The sequence below is a fragment of the Aeromonas sp. 95A genome (genome assembly GCF_051919235.1).
Classification (GTDB): domain Bacteria; phylum Pseudomonadota; class Gammaproteobacteria; order Enterobacterales; family Aeromonadaceae; genus Aeromonas; species Aeromonas veronii.
In genome coordinates this window covers 967,839-985,762 of the sequence record NZ_JBQBFC010000001.1, presented here as the reverse complement: position 1 = coordinate 985,762, position 17,924 = coordinate 967,839, and the positions used below count along the sequence as shown (strand labels likewise).

Below are 17,924 nucleotides of genomic sequence, written 5' to 3'. Positions count from 1 at the left end.
GTGATGGTTGTTTTACACCTTATGCGAGACGTTGCTGGCCAGATAAGGTGTGATATCCACCTCGTCGATGAGCTCCTGGCTCATATAACGCTCTGCATAGCGCAGATAGACGCCAGAGCTGAGAAAGAGGGCGAACAATTGAGGGTCGATGTGGTGGTCCTTTTGCATGAATCCCATGATGTGGATGGCCTCCGAAAGGGACTTGGCCTTCTTGTAGGGGCGATCGCCGGCGGTCAGCGCCTCGAAGATATCCGCGATGGCCATCATGCGGGCAGGGATGCTCATCTCGTCCCGTTTCAGCCGCTTGGGATAACCGGTGCCATCCATCTTCTCGTGGTGTCCCCCCGCAATTTCCGGTACCTGTTTCAGGTTGGCGGGGAAAGGGAGTTTATCGAGCATGATTATGGTCTGGATCATGTGCTCATTGATCTTGTAACGCTCCTCGTCGGTGAGGGTGCCCCGGCGGATGGAGAGGTTGTAGATCTCGCCCCGGTTATAGAGATATTCGGGAGTGTTGACCTGAAATCCCCAAGGGTTGTCAGGAGCAAGGCGCACTCGGTTGCTGCGGGTGAAGAGGTGATCCGGGCGATCGGCCAACAAGGGTTCGGTGACCGGCAGCGGTGACTCCGCTGCCCGCTGTTTGCGCGCCAGCTCATCCTGAGAGATGCCAATCCGATCGGATAGCGTGCGCTGCCAAGTGCGGCCCGCGATTTGCTGCAGCCTTGCAATATCCTCTGTGGCCATAAATTCGCCCCCTTCATTGCAGCGGGCGATGAAGGCAAACTCCTCATCCAGCTGTTGCCACTGCTTTTGCAGTGTCGCCTTTAACGTGGCCTCATCACCCCCGTGCAGACGCGCCTGCCAGTAGGCAATCTCGGCATCCCGTTTCAGCACTTCAAAGCGCATCCTGACCTCGTGAATGCGATCGCACAGGGTTTCCAGCTTGGTGGCTTTGTCGACCACAAACTCCGGGGTGGTAACTTTGCCGCAATCGTGCAGCCAGGCCGCGATATGTATTGCTTCCCACTGTTTTTCATCGAGCGAGAAGTGCTGGAATGGTCCCTCCCGGGCCTCACATGCCGCCTCTGCCAGCATCTTGGTCAGTTCGGGGACTCGTTGACAGTGGCCACCGGTATAGGGGCTCTTGGCATCGATGGCCCCTGCGATGAGCTGGATAAAGGCTTCCAGCAGATTGCGCTGCTCCTCCAGCAGTCGCTGGGTGGTGAGCGCCACGGCGGTGGTGGAGGAGAGCGCTTTGACAAATGCCATCCGCTGCGGAGTCAGGGGCTTCTTCTGTTCATCTATCAGAAACACCAGGGTGCCGAGTAGTTGGCCATCGCGATTTTTCAGGGCTATCGGCCAGAAGGTCAGTGGGGGGTCGCTCTCCTCAATGTAGGGAAACAGGATCTGCAATTCGCTGGTGACCAATGCAACGGGTTCAAGTTCCACTCCCTGCAAGCTCTGGAACAGTGGATGGTTTGGCTGATTGAGGGTTCCGATACTGTGGGTCGGTTTTTGCTCCTGCACTTCGCCATTCCAACACAACCCTGCTAGATCCAGCGTCTTGTTGCCGCTATCGGAGAGATAGAGCATGCAGCCAGTTGCACCGGTCAGTTGCTGCATTTCGGTGAGCAGCCGCACCAGCAAGCGAGGGAAACTGGTCTCGCTGGAGAGGGAGGTGGAAAGATGCAAAAAGCGCTGAATGGTCGATTTCATGTTACCCATGGCCTGGGAGAGATCGATGATTTCGGCAATATAGGTGTTGACCCTGACCGGGTCGTTGAAGTCGAATCTGGCAATTTTCTCCGCCTCTTGCGTCAGGGCATCGAGGGGCCTAGCGGCGGTTCTGGCAAGCACGATGGCGGCGAAGAGGGCCAGGATCAGAAAGACCCCTGACAGAAGGAAGGCCTGATTGCGAATGGTGATGGCGGTGGCCAGCAACTCATCGACAGGCGCCGCAATCCAGAGTGATAGCTGAGATTCATCCGCTTCCGGCAGCTCAATGTGCATCCCTTGCCAATCATGCCCTTCTGATTGGAACGTCAGTTTATCAATACTCTGGCGTTGGCTGGCATCGATCAGATGTTGAAGCATGGGGAGCTCTGCCTCAGCGACCTTGGCTAGCCGATATGCACCGTTCTCACCGTGAATGATCATGCCGCCTTTATGACTGGTAACCAATTCCCCCATCTCATTGACGATGGCCAGTCGCATATTTGGGGTGATCATGGCAGATTTGAGCAAGCGCTCGATGGATCGCAGACTCAGGTCTACCCCGATGACGCCAGCCCCGTTCTGCATCGGTTTGGCAAAACTCAGGTTGATCTCCTGAGTATCGATCGAGATATAGGGTGGGGTTTGCACCAGTCGTCCGGCCTGCTTGGCTTGAATAAACCATGGGCGCTCTCTGGCATCAAAGAGCTGCCCTGATACCTGTTTGTGCTCGATGATGGCGAGATTGTCGGTCAGTGCGAAGATATCGGTGAGGGTTGTGGTCTCTTGGTGCCGGACGCTTTTCACGATCCAGCGGGTATTGGGGGGAGGGGCCAAGCGTTGCACCTCTGTGTCGGCAGGCCAGCGCATGAGCCAGAACATATCGCCGTTGTGGTAGCCGGCATAAACTCCGTTGGCTGATGGCTGTCCTGTTAGCAGAGTCGCCATGTATGGGATGCTCGCCATACGTGCATTGAGTGTGGTCGCCTCGATCAAGCGCTGCTGGGCGAGCATATTGGCGCTCAGAGCCGCAGGTCGAAACAGCCCCTCCAGCTCTTGAGTCGTCAGTTGACCGATCAGGCTGAATCTATCTTCTGCTTCCTTCATCAACATTATTTTGGTTTGTTGGTATTGGTGACCGAGGGTGATCAGGGCAAACACCAGCAGCAAGCCTAAAAATAGATGGGCAATATGGACATACAAGGGGATAACGCGGCGAAAGAGATTCATGTTATCACCTTAATTGATTGGGCTGTGGGATGGGTAATACAATAGATAACCAAGCGGAAGAATGGATGGGTTCATGGTGTTCATCCTTACTGCTGCATGCATGAAAATACCCCGTTGCGTTAAACCACCTGACGACGATGAATGGAAGGGTAGTGATAAATCCCCCGCATGTTCTTCACCTATCACAGAAGAGGAAAATAATCTGTGGTGATGTTATGGCTGAGCACCGGGACGTTGAATTGGCTCACTCTGGATATGGATTGAAATCCGCTCTTTGGGGGAAGAGCGTCGAGATATTCAGCTGATGGACATCTTCATCTCGCGACACCGTCACGGTTGCACCATGGGCTTCCAGCATAATTTTGCCATGGTAGCCATTGTAGCTGATACGTTCTTCACTGTTGGGTGATGAATACTTATCGAATAATAACGGAACGTTACTGCTATCCAGTACCGTAGTACAATCAATATTCAAGATAATGCTGTCAGGGTTTTTCAGGCAGACAATCTCTATCCTGGAAGATGGCACGGCATGGTCACATGCTAGCCGTAGCAAGATTTGAAACGCGGAATAACAGAGAAACTCGTCGCCTGCGATGAATAACTCGTCATAGAGATAATTTTTTGGTTTGGTCAGCTTGATATCGAGCTTTTTCTCGGCATAGAGATTTTTGAATTGCACCGAGAGCCGATTGAAAATATCAAAGAGCTGGACTTTACCCGCTTTCAAAACAAACGTGCCTGTTTCAATTTTGTAGAGCTCGGTGGCCAGACGGGTTAATTCCAGAGCATCCGTCACAGATTTTCTGGTGATGGATAGCTGGGTTTTTTGGATCATGTTTAGCGATGAGTCAGCTGCCAGCTCTTCCAGCAGGTGTAGCGCATTGAGCAGGGGTTCCCGGATTTCATAGCGGATATTGAACTCGAGGCTCTCTTTGAGCGCGTTGAGTTCAAGCATCTGATCGAACTCTTTTTGCAGATCTCTTCTGGCATGTACCAGCCGCATCAGATTGGCAATGCGAAAACGTAGCATCTCGATGTCGATCGGCTTTGTGATAAAATCGACAGCGCCAAGTTTCATCGCCCGTTTACGGGAATAGATATCATCCAGTGCCGTCATAAAGACGATGGGGATGTGTTCTGAGTGGGGATGTTCACGCAAAATTCTTGCGACATCGAATCCGTTCAGATTGGGCATCATGATATCGAGCAGCACTAGATCGGGGGGGTTATCCGATTGGCATATCCTGATCGCCTTTTCGCCATCCTTGACCAGCTTGAGATGAAACTCTTTGCGAAATACCGAGGTGATCAGCATCAAATTATCGGGAACATCGTCAACCACCAGAATGGTGGGGCTGTCCTGATTGCTGGCGACCAGATCGCTGTTGGAAAAACGGTGCAAACGACCGAATTCGAATTGCGAGAGTGGGGGTTGCGATTGGCTGGTTGCCGACAGCAGCCGGGTGATCCTGGTTTTAAGGGTATCGGGTTTGAGCGGGGTCAAAATAATGTCAGAGACTTTCGCTTGGACAAATTGTTCGATCAATGGGCGATCGGTCCCTGAGGTCAGGGTCAAAAAAGGCAGTGTGTGATGAGGCGTCGCACTGCGAATTTTTTTCAGCAGCGTAAGCAGATTCTCTGAGTCGATATCGATATTGCAGATGATCATGGCGGCGGGACCATCAGTCATGCAACGTTCCAGCACCTCGACACTCTCTGCTACCGTAATCTCGCTTATGCCAATAGCACGTAACTGATGGCAGAGCGCATCACTGTGCACATTATCTTTTTCCAGTACTAGCGTGGGGCCGGAAATTATGTTTGCTATATCCATATGGCTATCTGATGTGCCCATCTGTCGCTGTATCCTGCCAGCTTATTTTGAGCATGATAATATAGGGTGCATGACCTTGGTCAACTGATACATTTGCTACCTTGCGCAGGAGATTTGAATCCGCATGCAGGCACATATCTCCAGCTGATTTAAAACATCAACCTGATGTGACTACAGCAGTTGGCGCGGACTCTCTTGTGATACGTGCAGTGGTCACTATCCAATATCCGCTAGTCTCCGTTTTTTCTTTCGTTTTGGCTCTATCTATTGTGGTTAGAACGCATATTTCAATCGGGTTGTCATGGCTGCCAGCCGGGGGATCCGTTATGGTGTGAAGAAGGGCTGGCAAGGTTCGCAGCCTTCCATCATGGCAGGGAGAATCACGAGATATGGAACATCTTGCCCTCGACGCAGTGCGTCCTGTGGTGCTGGTTGTTGATGATGATACCGGCACCCTCAATTTGATGAATGCACTGCTCCGTGGACGCTACCGCATCAAGCTGGCAACCACGGGTCGCAAGGCGCTGAAAATTGCCCGTGCCGACACGCCTCCCGACCTTGTGCTGCTCGATATCATGCTGCCTGATCTGGATGGTCATGAGGTGTGTCGTCAGCTGAAAGCTGATCCACAGACCAGCGAGATCCCGGTGATCTTTCTGACCGCTATGGCGCAAACCGAAGATGAGCGCCGGGGTTTTGCACTGGGGGCCGCCGACTACATCACCAAACCCATCAGTCCGCCGATCCTGTTGGCACGGATCGATACTCACCTGATGCTCAAACGAGCTGCAGATCAACTAAGGGCATCTCATAATCAACTGGCGTTTCCGCATGCCGGGCAATCAACGCCTCACCACGCCCTTGCGCAAGGTGCCATCATGTTGCTGGCGACGTTTGCCGAGCAGCGTGCGCTTGAGGTTCAATCTCATGCCTCGTATACCCAATCCTGCCTTAGGAGGCTGGTTTACCAGCTGGCGAACCAGTTGCACTATCGGGATGCGTTGGCTGGGCTTGATGTCGAGCTGCTTTGTCAGGCCGCTCTACTGCGGGATGTGGGGATGCTAAGTGTTCCGGAAGCTGTGCAGTGCAGCTCAGCGCCGCTGACTGCGTCAGAGCGTAAGCAGATCCTCCGCCATCCTGAGTGGGGAGAAGTTACGATCGCACGGCTGGCGAGGCTGGTTGAGGAGTCTGTTACTGCTGAGAACCTGGTGGAAGCGCGTTGTGCTGATAACCGTACCAATGGGCCACTTATAGGTTTTGACCTTGCCAGGATACTGGCTCGTCATCATCACGAGCGCTGGGATGGCACCGGCTATCCCGATGGCCTGGCGGGAGAGGATATCCCGTTGGTGGCCCGTCTGATGGCCATCGTCGATGTGTATGTCGCCCTGCTTAGTGAGCGACCTTATCGTCCGCCCTTCTCCCGCGAGGAGGCGCTTGTGCTGATGATGGCTGGGCGAGGCAGTCAGTTTGATCCTCTGCTGCTTGATTACTTTGTCGCATTGGCGCCGACACTGCCAACTCCTGCCGGACTGGTTGACTGAGCGTGCTACACACCATGAAATCCCGTTTCGGGCACATTGCCGCCGTGCTGTTGCTCTCCCTGATGGTGGCCACGCTGGTCGATGCCTTCTATCTGGAGCTGGAGCGGCAGGAGTATCGCCAGTCGCTGGATACCCGCATTCAGCGCGAGGGCGACAATCTGCAGCAACTTACCCTCTCAAGCAAGGGGATGGGGGCGGTGCAACTGGCTGGCCGCCTCAACCGCGAGATCCAGCAATCGTCACTGCTCGAGCGGGGGGAGCTGAGCCCGAGCGAAGCTCTGCAGGTGTTGGCGCAGGGGGTGAAGGCCAATCATGCCTTTGTTACCAATAAAGCAGGGGTGATTGTCCGTGATTGGGATGCGCTTGGTCGCCATGTCGTCGGGCAGGATGTGTCGTTTCGCTCTTACTTCAGACAAGGGATCCAGGGGCTGGAAACGGTAGATGCCGGGGTTAGCCTCAATACCGGCAAGCGGATGATCTATGTGGCGGCGCCAGTCTCTCACGATCGGGCGCAAGGAAGTGACATTACCGGTGTAGTGGTTGCGCGCTACGAGATGACGCTGCTCGATACCTTTCTGGCCGGGTGGGGCGATACCATCGGTTTGTTGGTCTCGCCCGATGGGGTGGTGATGGCCAGCAACAAGAGCGATTGGCAAATGGCGGTGGTGGGACCGAACTCTGCCGTCAGGCAACAGCAGCTCTTTGCTTCTCGACTCTATGGACACTATTTTGCACCGGACCGCCAGCCGGTGATCCTGCCTGCACTCGATGGCAGTGAGGTCAGGATCGGAAAAGATAGCTATCTGGTGAGCCGCATGCCCATCGAGTGGCACGATGCCAAAGGGCAGTGGACGCTGCTGCTGTTGGGCAATGTGGATCAGGCCGTTTCAGGATGGCGGCGAGTGGCCTTGTTCGGCACCGCCCTGTTGATCTGTCTGATCTCTGCTTTGCTCTGGCAGGGGCGGATGTTGCGTCGCCGCAGTATTCGCGAGCGCAACGAGCAGTTTGCCTTCCAGCAGGCGTTGATCGATACCCTGCCACATCCTCTCTTCTATACCGACAATCAGGGTCGCCTGCTGGGGGTAAATCGTGCCTTTACCAGCGCATTTGGTGGCGCCCGCCCGGTTGAGGGCAAGCGGCTGGCTGAGTTGCCGCAACTGGCCGGGCTGGATGCGGTGGATGAGGGCAACACCTTGCAGAGGGTGGCGGGCAGTCAGGCCAGAACGCAGCATGAGGTGCGTCTGCTCTCACCGGATGGTCGTCCTCTGGACATGCTATATTTTCTCTCCGGGATCGAGCTTGCCGAGAGCGAGCGTAGCGGCGCGGTCGGCAGCCTGGTCGACATCACCCCGATCCGTGCCGCCGAGCAGACCATGCGGGAGGCCCATGACCGGATAGCGGCGGATCGCCAGCGGCTGCATGAGAGTGAACAGCGGATCCAGTCCATGGTGCGCAACGTGCCGGGCATGGTCTATCGCTGCCTGCCTCATCACCCCTGGACCATGTTGTTCGTCAGCGACGAGGCGGAAAAATTGACCGGTTATCCCGCCAGCGATTTTGTCGGCGTGGGCAACAGCCGCGATTTTGGTGACTTGATCCATCCCGATGACCTCGAACTGAGCAACCGCAACACCGTCGAGGCCATTGCCGAACACCGGCAATGTATCAACGAGTACCGCATCTTCGATCGCTGGGGTCAGATCCGCTGGGTCTACTCCATCGGGCTCGCCACCTATGATGCCGAGGGCAAGGCCGTCTATCTGGACGGGATCATCTTCGATTTCAGCGACCGCAAGCAGGCGGAGGCCGCCATGCTCGAAGCCCGGCAGATCGCCGAAGATGCCACCCGAACCAAGAGCGAATTTTTGGCCAACATGAGCCATGAGATCCGCACGCCGATGAATGCGATCATCGGCATGGCCCATCTTGCGCTGCAAACCAACCTATCCCCCGAGCAGCACAACTATGTGAGCAAGATAGACAGAGCGGCGAACAACCTGCTCGGGATCCTCAACGACATCCTTGACTTCTCCAAGATGGAGGCGGGCAAGCTGCAACTGGAGAAGGTGGATTTCCGGCTCAACGAGGTGTTCGAGTGGCTGGCGGATCTTACGGCGTTTCGGGCGCGGGAAAAGGGGCTGGCACTGCTGTTCGATCTGGACGCTGATCTGCCTGACCGTTTGTGCGGCGATCCCCTGCGGCTCGGTCAGATCCTGCTCAACCTGACCAGCAATGCCATCAAGTTTACCGAGCTGGGAGAGGTGATTGTCCGGTTGGCCCGCAGTGACGAGCGCGATGGCGAGATCTGGCTGCAGGGCTGTGTGCAGGATAGCGGTATCGGCATGACGGCCGAGCAGAGCCAGCGTCTGTTTCACTCCTTTGAGCAGGCTGACAGCTCGACCACCCGTAAATATGGTGGCACCGGTCTCGGTTTGGCCATCACGCACAATCTGGTGCAACTGATGGACGGGGAGATCCGGGTGGAGAGTAACCCGGGGCAGGGCAGCGAGTTCCACTTCCGTATCTGTCTCGCCAGCGTGGCGGATCAGGGTAATGAGAAAGATCAACGTGTGGCCATGCCGCTTGCGCCGCAGCGTTTGCTGTTGCTGGAACCTCACCCAGCTTCGCGTGTAGCCATTATCCACCAGCTGGCGGCGCAGCCTGTTGAGCTTGTTTGTGCGAATGCTCCCGCCGCGGTGCTGGAACTGCTGCATCAAGGCATCGCGGCGGGCAAACCCTGTGATCGATTGCTGCTGGGCTGGCAGGAGGGGGATGGCTGGTTGTCAGAGGTGCTGCAGGAGGTTACCACACTGGCAACACCGCCCGCGATCTCGCTGATCACCTCGGGCGATCCCGCACGGCTTGCCAGCCATGCTGCGGCACAGGGGTTGCCGCCGTGTGATGTGCTTGCCCATCCGTTTACCCCGCAGGCACTGTGTCAGGCATTGTGTAAGGCGCAGGGGGGCGATGCCGTGGGACGAGAGGCGTTATCGGATACAAGCCCTCATCATCAGGTGGCGCTGCCCGGTCATGGACTGGCGGGTGCTCGTCTGCTGCTGGTGGATGATAACGACATGAACCGGGAGGTGGCGTTGGCCCTGCTGGGCAAGGAGCAGATCACGCTGGTCTGTGCCTGTGATGGGGAGCAGGCGCTCGCTCTGCTGGCGCAAGACCGCGGGTTTGACGGCATCCTGATGGATTGCCAGATGCCAGTGATGGACGGGTATACCGCGACCCGGTTGATCCGCGCCGATCCGGCGCTGGCCAGCATCCCCATTATCGCCATGACTGCCAGCACCATGGCTGGAGATAAAGAGAAGGCGCTGGCGGCAGGCATGAATGACCACATCGCCAAACCCTTGAATATGCCGCTGTTACTGGCGACCCTCTCGCACTGGATCAAGCCTGCCAGACCACTGGCTGCCGCCAGTAAGTTGCAGGTGACTGACGATGTGGCCCCTTGGCAAGAAGTGCCCGGCCTTGACGTGCCGCGGGGCATGGCCGTGATGGGGGGCGACAGTGCACTCTACCGTAATATGTTGCAGCGCTTCTGTAACGGGCAGCAGGGGTTTGAAGCCAGTTTTCAATCGGCGTGGGTGTCGGATGACAAGGTCACGGCCCGACGTCTGGCTCACACCCTCAAGGGAAGTGCCAGCACCATAGGGGCGACCGGTGTGGCGGGGCTGGCGGCGCTGCTCGAGCAAGCCTGTGAAGAGGGGGATGATGTAGGGGGCGCAACCCGCTTGCCATCCCTGATGGCCGAGCTGACACCCCTGCTGTCTGGGCTGGAAGCCGCGCTGGCAGATTCCCCCATGGCGGTGGTGGCCTCCCAGGGCATCGATGCCGAGATGTTGGCTGCACAACTGCAGCAGTTGGGGGCTTTGCTGGCACAGAGCGATGCCCAGGCGCTGGCGCTCTGTCAGCAGATAGGGGCTGATCTGGCTGGTAGTGCATCACCGCTGCAGTCTGCATTTCAAGAGGTGAGCCGGGCGGTTAACGAGTTCGAATTCGATGAGGCGCTGCTGTTGCTTCAATCGTTATTATTCGGTTATGTGACTGAAAAATAACTATTCCATAAGGTTGTAGTGGTCTCATCATCTAGGAAACCATTTTAGGTCGCATAGTAGCCACCATAATCCAAGTTCTTCTATGAGAAAGTTACGTTGCTCATTTACTGCACAATTCAAACAGGAAGGCGCATCCTTGGTGCTCGACTAAGGATATTCAGTCCTCGAAGCCAGCTGTTCACAAGATGGCTTCGAGGACTGAACTTCACAGCAGGGTTCAGCAACTGCAATCCGAACGAGCCGGACCACAGGAACCCGGAACAGCAGAAAATCTAGGAGCTGGAGACCCGTATCAACCGGGGCATCGAGATGTATTTCTCGTTGCTGGCAGTCTAAATAATGATCCTAATATTGCTACACCTTCGCTGTGCCATAGCCATTCCTGGGGAAAGGAGACACGGTATCCATGAAGTGTTTCATTCGGGCCAGCAGGCTGGCCATTCCTCGACATTGATGATTGCGCGTGATGGTTTTGGTCCGTCTGTAGTGGCGACGCAGCTTTTCCAGCATGGCGATAAACAGGGATGAGTTTTTCTTTATCCCGCTGACGTAAAGCACTCTTCCGTTGCCTGCATGGAGAACGCCTGCCAGGTAATGCTTTGCATTCTGCCCCGGTGTAATAACCCGCTTTTGCTGCGCTCTGAACATCCAGTCTCGGGAGTGTAGTGGTCAACTAAATCCGGACACTTGGTTAGGCCGAACCTCGGCTTTTGCTGGCGGTATCCCGTCATTGTATTGATGTGGACGCCGCCAGTTGTAGTAATCCATCAGGTAATAACTGATATCCCGCTTTGCCTCCCGCACGCTCATGTATCCCGTTGCCGGCAGCCACTCTGACTTCAGACTTCTGAACAACCGTTCCATCGGGGCATTGACGCTCCTATGTCAACAGGCTCGCGCTGAGTCAGCTAAATCGGCCAAGATCAAAGGGTAGAGTTCCCTGACGATATAGCGTTTCAAACAACGCTGGATCTCTTTCGAAGATAAGCCTTGGGCGCTACGTCGTGCGACGTAAGATTGGGTTTGTGGATCTCCCCGCATCCGGACCATTGCAATCGTCCATAACGCATTATTTGCTGCACGGTTACCACCTCGGTTTAAGCGATGTCGTACGGTCTTTCCAGAGGAGGCGGGTAAAGGGTTAACCCCACAAAGTGCCGCAAGCGATGCTTCATTTCTTAACCGTTCCGGGTTATCGCCAGCCGTTGAAAGCAGCACCGCTGCGGTTTGAGGGCCGACGCCAAATTGCTCGCGCAGACGACGAGCATGTTGATGGGTCAAGGCATCCAACATGGCATCAAGTTTTTCAACTTCGTCTGCCAATAGCAGCCAACGCTTGGCCAGCAGACACAGGGTAGTCGTTAACGTATGAAGGAGTTCAGTGGTACCCAATGACCTCACTCGTGCGCATCCCTTTGCACAGTCAGCGGGCTTGCTTTTCCAGAGTCGTTCACGAACATCCTGGGGGGCACTGACAAGCAATGATCTGAGTTGATTCATTGCCTGAGTTTTGGCTTTGACGGCGCTGCGTCTGGCTACTGATACCACTCGCATCATTTCTGCCGCGCCTGACTGGGTCTTTGCTATCGCGTTAGCACTACCGGAAAGAACGGATCTCGCTGCACTTTCAGCATCAGTAGGATCCGATTTCCCCTGAAGCCTGCGTTTGGAGCGGTCAGGGCGATTAACTTCGAACACTTCGATACCATGCTTGCGCAGTACACTGGCCAAGCCAGCACCATACGTGCCTGTGCCTTCAACGCCTGCTCTCTTCAAGCACCCGAAAGAGTTTGCCCAGGTCACGAGTCTCTCATATCCGCTGGTATTGGTCGTGACCATCAAGCATCCCAACTGGTGCCCTTGTGCATTAAGCAAAACCCCGACATGGGTATCCATATGGGTGTCTACACCAAGGATAACTTCAGCTTTGTTTCTGGAATTGTTCATGGCTCATTCCTCCAAGGAATATGCACTACCAACCCCATACGCAGGACAGGACACTCAAGATGCAGCACAAGGCTCCTATTAGGTCACAGACGCTGGGCCCAGCAATGCCAGGGAACATCAGCATCCAATCGACAGGTCAACGCAAAGGCATTATGTTCGCCAATCCCAGCACGGGTCAGATTGGGCTGATGTTCTTGAGCATAATGAACTGAGTATCCCAGCAGTTGCCACGCCGACTCATGCTCTGGGTCATGCGATAGCGCCACAGTCGTTGCCGAAATGCCCTACTGCCATATTGGCTGCCCTGGTCAGAGTGAAATAGCACACCGGATGGGCAACCACGCTGCTGATAGGCCATCTCCAGTGCTTTGATTGCCAATTCTGCATCAGGTTTATCAGACATCGCCCAGCCCACGACCCGCCGGGTGTGCAGGTCAAGCACCGCTGCCAGGTAATGCCAGCGTCCACCTGCCCAGACGTAGGTGATATCGCCACACCACACCTGATTGGGTTGCTGGACATCAAATTCGCGAGCCAGCAGATTGGAAATGTCCGGTCGCTCAGACTGGGCGACCTGATAACGATGAGCGCCCGGCTGTTTGGATACCAGCCCGGCTTCCTTCATCAGGTTACGTACTTTGAATCGACCAATCTGATACCCCAACTCCCGCATCATCGACATCAAGGCGCGGCTGCCTGCAGAGCTCCTGCTCTCTTTGAACAACCGGCGCAACTCACTGCGTTGCTGTATCCGCTCACGGTTAATCGCCCGTCTGCGGGCCAGATAGTCGTAAAAGCAGGATGTTGGAACATCGAAAGCGCAGCAGACCAAGGTGATGGGGGCTTGCTCCCTTAATCGGTCTATCAGCGCGTACGTGTGAACTCGTCCGCCATCAAGAGAGCAGTAGCCTTTTTTAGAATGTCCTTTTCACGTTCGAGCCGGTTGATACGGGCTTCCAGCTCCTGAATTTTTTGCTGCTCCGGAGTCAGTGCTTTGCCGATTGGGGTTGTGCCAGTTCGTTCGGATTGCAGTTGCTGAACCCAGCGGCGAAGTACGGTTTCACCGACATCCAGTGAACGGCTGGCTTCAGGGACAGAATATCCCTGGTCGAGCACCAGGGATGCGGCTTCGAGTTTGAATTGGGCAGTAAATGAGCGACGTAATCTTGTCATTGAACACCTCAGGTCATGGTGGCGACTGTACCACCTAAAATGGTGTCCGGGATGATTAGACCATATATGGACGCCCCCGGGTTGTGCAAGAACTGAACTGATACGGTTTGCGACCATATATCCGGCGTTATGATGGGATTAACTCCCTCGCCATGATGTCATCCGAGCCTTGCTTCCTTATCACTACACCGGTATATGCATACCCAGGTCTAATTCAGGCTGTTACAAGGACGGTACCCGTTTCTTCATCAGTGCCTGCAAACTCAGTAACGTAGATTTTCTAAGCAAATATCAAATTAACTTCCTGCAAAAGCTCTGTTCATACTGAAATCAACCGAGTCAGTTAGTACACGCCAGATGATCCGAGTTAACTTATTTGCCAGGGCGACAGTGGCTTTCAAGAAGCCACGCCGCAATTCAATTGCCTTAACCCATCTCCCTAAACTGTCATCCCGTTTTTGCACACAACGCATCACCGCTCGAGCGCCATGGATGATCAAGGTCCTCAAGTTACGATTACCGTTCTTGGTCATGGATGAAAGCCGTTGTTTTCCACCTGAACTGTGCTGTCGAGGGACTAAGCCACACCAAGCAGAAAGCTCACGGCCGCTGGAAAACTGGGTGGCATCAACCTCACTGACCACCGCAGCGGCAATCAGTGGCCCGACACCAGGAATGGTCAATAAGTGGTGATAGGCAACCTGCTGGCTGGACAGTTCAGCTAGTTCCTTATCCAAGACATCAATCCGTTCAGTGAGCATCTGCATATCTTCTCGTAACAGGCTCAGTAGTCGGCGAAGCGTGAAGGTTATCGTATTGTCTCCGTCTTCAAGCACTTCTGGCAGTTGTCGTTGCAGGCGTTGTAACCCGGCTGGAATAATGACTCCGTACTCGGCAAGTAATGCCCGTAGTTGGTTAGCCAGAGCGGTTCGCTGCTCAACTATGAGCTGGCGAGCACTACGTAACGCCTTGATATCTTGTTGTTCTGTAGTTTTAACTGAGACGAAGTGGATCCCTGGTCGGCAAGCTGTTTCACAAATAGCTAATGCATCGTTGGCATCATTCTTCTGGTGTCTTGCAAAGGCTTTGACATGCTGTGTGGGAATGAGCTTTACGTCATAGCCCATCGATATCAGTGCTCGTCCCCAGAAATGAGATGTTGAGCAAGCTTCCATAGCAATCAGTGTTTGCGGTGGAAACTGGCGCAACGTGTGGAGCAGTTTCTGGCGAGATATTTTACGATTCCAGGCAACAGAACCATCAGCCATCCATACACACACCTGAAAAACAGACTTAGCAATATCGATTCCAACTACTTTGATCGTGTTCATGTGGTGATCCCCCAAGTTGAACGCTGTCAGCCTAAGTATGAAACTGACCGCGCAGGGAGGGGGCGTCCATCACATCACTACAGTCGCGGTTCGTCTTAAAAAGTGGCAATGCAGAATAGTCGGTGATTTGCTGCTGCGAATTTGATGCTCACACCACATGCACTGCCAGATTGAAAAGCCCTGATGTTTCCATCAAGGCTTTTTGCTATTCGTGTTTTTGCGAGCGCTGTGGGCAAGCCGATGGCGATGGGCGGCGGGCTCGGGTATAGTCCTGCGCCAATGGCGTTATCCTGTTTTGCTGACCCGTCGTGGCCCTGATGGTGGCGAGGGGCAGGCACGTGTAAGGAGTGTTATGAAGTTCAGTCCCCTGCTCGATGAGATGATGAAAGCCCTGCAGGTATTGCCGGGGGTGGGGCCTAAGTCTGCCCAGCGGATGGCCTTTACCCTGCTCGAGCGTGAGCGCAGCGGCGGTTTGCGTCTGGCCCAGTTGCTCTCTCGCGCCCTGACCGAGATCGGTCATTGCAGCCACTGCCGCACCTTTACCGAGAACGATCGCTGCGATATCTGCGCCAATCCCAAGCGGGAAGAGAATGGCCTGCTCTGCGTGGTGGAGAGCCCGGCGGACGTGGCCGCCATCGAGCAGACCGGCCAGTTTTCCGGTCGTTACTTCGTACTGATGGGCCATCTGTCGCCGCTGGACGGCATCGGCCCGGAGGAGCTGGGGCTCGATATTCTGGAGCGCCGCCTGAAGGATGAGGCGATCAGCGAACTGATCCTCGCCACCAATCCCACCATTGAAGGGGATGCCACCGCCTGGTATATCGCCGATATGGCCCGCACCGCCGGGGTAGAGGTGAGCCGCATCGCCCACGGGGTGCCGGTAGGGGGCGAGCTGGAGCTGGTGGATGGCACCACGCTCTCCCACTCCCTGATGGGGCGCCAGCGCCTCAAGTAAGGGGCGGGTGGCGGCAGGCAAGTCGCGAAAAACTGAACATAAAATCGGCGGTTACACGCCAACAGGGGGCGAATGAGCAGGATTGCACACTCGCCCCTTGATATTTGATTGGCCGTCCCCATCTAGGTTGGGCATATGTTCAACCCGATGTTTCTGAGGATTGGTCCATGACCCAAAGTGTTCATGCCGAAACCCACGGCTTTCAGACTGAAGTCAAACAACTGCTGAGCCTGATGGCTCACAGCCTCTACTCCAACAAAGAAGTATTCCTGCGCGAGCTGATCTCCAACGCCTCCGATGCGGCGGACAAGCTGCGCTTCAAGGCGCTTTCCGATGCCTCTTTGTTCGAAAACGACGGCCAGTTGCGTGTGCGTCTGGTGGTGGACAAAGAGAAGCGTACCCTGACCATCTCCGATAACGGGATCGGTATGACCCGTGATCAGGTGATTGAGCACCTGGGTACCATCGCCAAGTCCGGCACCGCAGAATTCTTCAAAAACCTCTCCGGCGATCAGGGCAAGGATTCTCAGCTGATCGGCCAGTTCGGGGTCGGTTTCTACTCCGCCTTTATCGTGGCCGACAAGGTGACCGTGGTCTCCCGCGCCGCCGGTACTGCTCCGGAGCAGGGCGTACAGTGGGAATCGGAAGGGGAAGGCTCCTTCACCGTCGCTGACGTGACCAAAGATGGTCGCGGTACCGACGTCATCCTGCACCTGCGTGCTGAAGAGGACGAGTTCCTCGATGATTGGCGTCTGCGCTCCGTGGTGGGCAAATATTCCGATCACATCAGCGTACCGGTCGAGATGTTCAAAGAGGGCACCCCGGATCGCGAAGAAGATGGTGAAACCATCGTCGGCACCCCGGGCGAGTGGGAGCAGGTCAACCGTGCCACGGCACTGTGGACCCGCAACCCGAAAGATATCAAGGACGAGGAGTATCAGGAGTTCTACAAGCACGTCGCCCACGACTTTGAAGATCCGCTGCTCTGGGGTCACAATCGGGTGGAAGGGGCGCAAGAGTACACCAGCCTGCTCTACGTACCGGCCCGCGCACCGTTCGACCTCTACAACCGCGAGCAGAAGCACGGTCTGAAGCTCTATGTGCAGCGCGTCTTCATCATGGATGACGCCGAGCAGTTTATGCCGACCTACCTGCGCTTCGTCAAAGGGGTGCTGGACTCCAACGATTTGCCTCTCAACGTTAGCCGTGAAATCCTGCAGGACAACAAGGTGACCGCCTCCCTGCGCAAGGCTTGCTCAAAGCGCGTGCTGACCATGCTCTCCAAGCTGGCGAAAGACGATGCCGAGAAGTACGCCAAATTCTGGAAAGAGTTCGGTAACGTGCTCAAAGAGGGCCCGGCCGAGGATTACGCCAACCGCGAAGAGATCGCCAAGCTCCTGCGCTTTGCCAGCACCGCTGGCGAGGGCGAAGCCCAGACTGTCTCTCTTGAGGATTACGTTGGCCGCATGAAGGAAGGCCAGCAGAAGATCTACTACATCACTGCTGACTCCTATGCCGCTGCCAAGAACAGCCCGCACCTCGAGATCTTCCGCAAGAAGGGTGTCGAAGTGCTGCTGATGTGGGAGCGCGTGGACGAGTGGCTGATGAGCCACCTGACCGAGTTCGACGGCAAGCAGCTTATCTCCGTCACCCGTGGCGAACTGGATCTCGGCGATCTGGAAGACGAAGCCTCCAAGCAGGCCCAGGAAGAGGCCGAAAAGGCCAACGCCGGTCTGGTGGAGCGGGTCAAGAAGAGCCTGGGCGATGCAGTGAAAGAGGTGCGGGTCACCCACCGTCTGACCGACTCCCCCTCATGCATCGTCACCGACGCCTACGGTATGAGCACCCAGATGATCAAGCTGATGCGCGCGGCCGGCCAGCCGGTACCGGAGCAGAAGTACATTCTGGAGCTCAACCCTGACCATGCGCTGGTGAAGAAACTCGACACCATTGAAGACGAGGCACTGTTCGGTGAGTGGGTCACCCTGCTGCACGAACAGGCTCAGCTGGCCGAGCAGGGCGGACTGAACGATCCGGCGAGCTTCGTCTCCCGCATCAACCGTCTGCTGCTGCAAGCCTAAGCAGCAACGCCGGTAACAGAAAGCCCACTGCATGCAGTGGGCTTTT

The 17,924-nt window shown here is 55.6% G+C and carries 8 protein-coding genes and 4 pseudogenes; 5 read left to right on the top strand and 7 right to left on the bottom strand.

The genetic code is table 11. From position 1 onward, the window contains the following. Positions 1-12: 12 nt before the first annotated feature. Complete coding sequence (locus tag ACTG2U_RS04335; RefSeq protein WP_439974092.1) at positions 13-2,943, bottom strand: HD domain-containing phosphohydrolase; 2,931 nt, start codon at positions 2,941-2,943, stop codon at positions 13-15. Between the two features lie 244 nt (positions 2,944-3,187). Beyond that, on the bottom strand, positions 3,188-4,801 hold the full coding sequence (locus ACTG2U_RS04330) for a response regulator (protein ID WP_439974091.1): 1,614 nt from the start codon (positions 4,799-4,801) through the stop codon (positions 3,188-3,190). A gap of 368 nt (positions 4,802-5,169) precedes the next feature. On the opposite strand from ACTG2U_RS04330, the gene ACTG2U_RS04325 reads away from it, so the two are divergent. The 3 genes and pseudogenes from ACTG2U_RS04325 to ACTG2U_RS04315 all read left to right on the top strand — a co-directional run. Continuing rightward, entirely contained in the window at positions 5,170-6,324 is a 1,155-nt protein-coding gene (locus tag ACTG2U_RS04325) for an HD domain-containing phosphohydrolase (protein WP_439974090.1), read from the top strand. A gap of 14 nt (positions 6,325-6,338) precedes the next feature. Next, the gene (locus ACTG2U_RS04320; RefSeq protein WP_335813403.1) at positions 6,339-10,391 is read left to right on the top strand and encodes an ATP-binding protein; all 4,053 of its coding nucleotides are present in this window, start codon (positions 6,339-6,341) and stop codon (positions 10,389-10,391) included. Positions 10,392-10,473: 82 nt separating this feature from the next. Continuing rightward, a pseudogene (locus ACTG2U_RS04315) lies at positions 10,474-10,636 on the top strand (IS3 family transposase); the annotation flags it as partial. Positions 10,637-10,745: 109 nt separating this feature from the next. On the opposite strand, the pseudogene ACTG2U_RS04310 reads toward ACTG2U_RS04315, so the two are convergent. From ACTG2U_RS04310 to ACTG2U_RS04290, 5 genes and pseudogenes are all read right to left on the bottom strand, one after another. Then, a pseudogene (locus ACTG2U_RS04310) lies at positions 10,746-11,060 on the bottom strand (IS630 family transposase); the annotation flags it as partial. Next, a pseudogene (locus tag ACTG2U_RS04305) lies at positions 11,061-11,264 on the bottom strand (integrase core domain-containing protein); the annotation flags it as partial. It abuts the pseudogene before it with no gap. Between the two features lie 12 nt (positions 11,265-11,276). After that, positions 11,277-12,338, bottom strand: coding sequence for an IS110 family transposase (locus ACTG2U_RS04300; RefSeq protein WP_439973911.1), 1,062 nt, complete (start codon positions 12,336-12,338; stop codon positions 11,277-11,279). A 214-nt stretch (positions 12,339-12,552) separates the two neighbouring features. Then, positions 12,553-13,511: pseudogene (locus tag ACTG2U_RS04295) on the bottom strand (IS3 family transposase); the annotation flags it as partial. A gap of 296 nt (positions 13,512-13,807) precedes the next feature. Then, positions 13,808-14,842: an IS110 family transposase gene (locus ACTG2U_RS04290; RefSeq protein ID WP_201035198.1), complete on the bottom strand. Its 1,035-nt coding sequence runs from the start codon at positions 14,840-14,842 to the stop codon at positions 13,808-13,810. Between the two features lie 352 nt (positions 14,843-15,194). On the opposite strand from ACTG2U_RS04290, the gene recR reads away from it, so the two are divergent. Next, positions 15,195-15,797: a recombination mediator RecR gene (gene recR, locus ACTG2U_RS04285; protein ID WP_021231388.1), complete on the top strand. Its 603-nt coding sequence runs from the start codon at positions 15,195-15,197 to the stop codon at positions 15,795-15,797. 167 nt (positions 15,798-15,964) lie between these two features. Next, on the top strand, positions 15,965-17,878 hold the full coding sequence (gene htpG / locus ACTG2U_RS04280) for a molecular chaperone HtpG (protein ID WP_439974089.1): 1,914 nt from the start codon (positions 15,965-15,967) through the stop codon (positions 17,876-17,878). Positions 17,879-17,924: the final 46 nt, after the last annotated feature.

Excerpts from the sequence above, each read along its gene's own strand:
- ACTG2U_RS04335 (WP_439974092.1), bottom strand. The coding sequence starts at position 2,943 with ATGAATCTCTTTCGCCGCGTTATCCCCTTGTATGTCCATATTGCCCAT.
- ACTG2U_RS04325 (WP_439974090.1), top strand. The coding sequence starts at position 5,170 with ATGGAACATCTTGCCCTCGACGCAGTGCGTCCTGTGGTGCTGGTTGTT.
- ACTG2U_RS04320 (WP_335813403.1), top strand. The coding sequence starts at position 6,339 with ATGAAATCCCGTTTCGGGCACATTGCCGCCGTGCTGTTGCTCTCCCTG.
- htpG (WP_439974089.1), top strand. The coding sequence starts at position 15,965 with ATGACCCAAAGTGTTCATGCCGAAACCCACGGCTTTCAGACTGAAGTC.
- recR (WP_021231388.1), top strand. The coding sequence starts at position 15,195 with ATGAAGTTCAGTCCCCTGCTCGATGAGATGATGAAAGCCCTGCAGGTA.
- ACTG2U_RS04330 (WP_439974091.1), bottom strand. The coding sequence starts at position 4,801 with ATGGGCACATCAGATAGCCATATGGATATAGCAAACATAATTTCCGGC.
- ACTG2U_RS04290 (WP_201035198.1), bottom strand. The coding sequence starts at position 14,842 with ATGAACACGATCAAAGTAGTTGGAATCGATATTGCTAAGTCTGTTTTT.
- ACTG2U_RS04300 (WP_439973911.1), bottom strand. The coding sequence starts at position 12,338 with ATGAACAATTCCAGAAACAAAGCTGAAGTTATCCTTGGTGTAGACACC.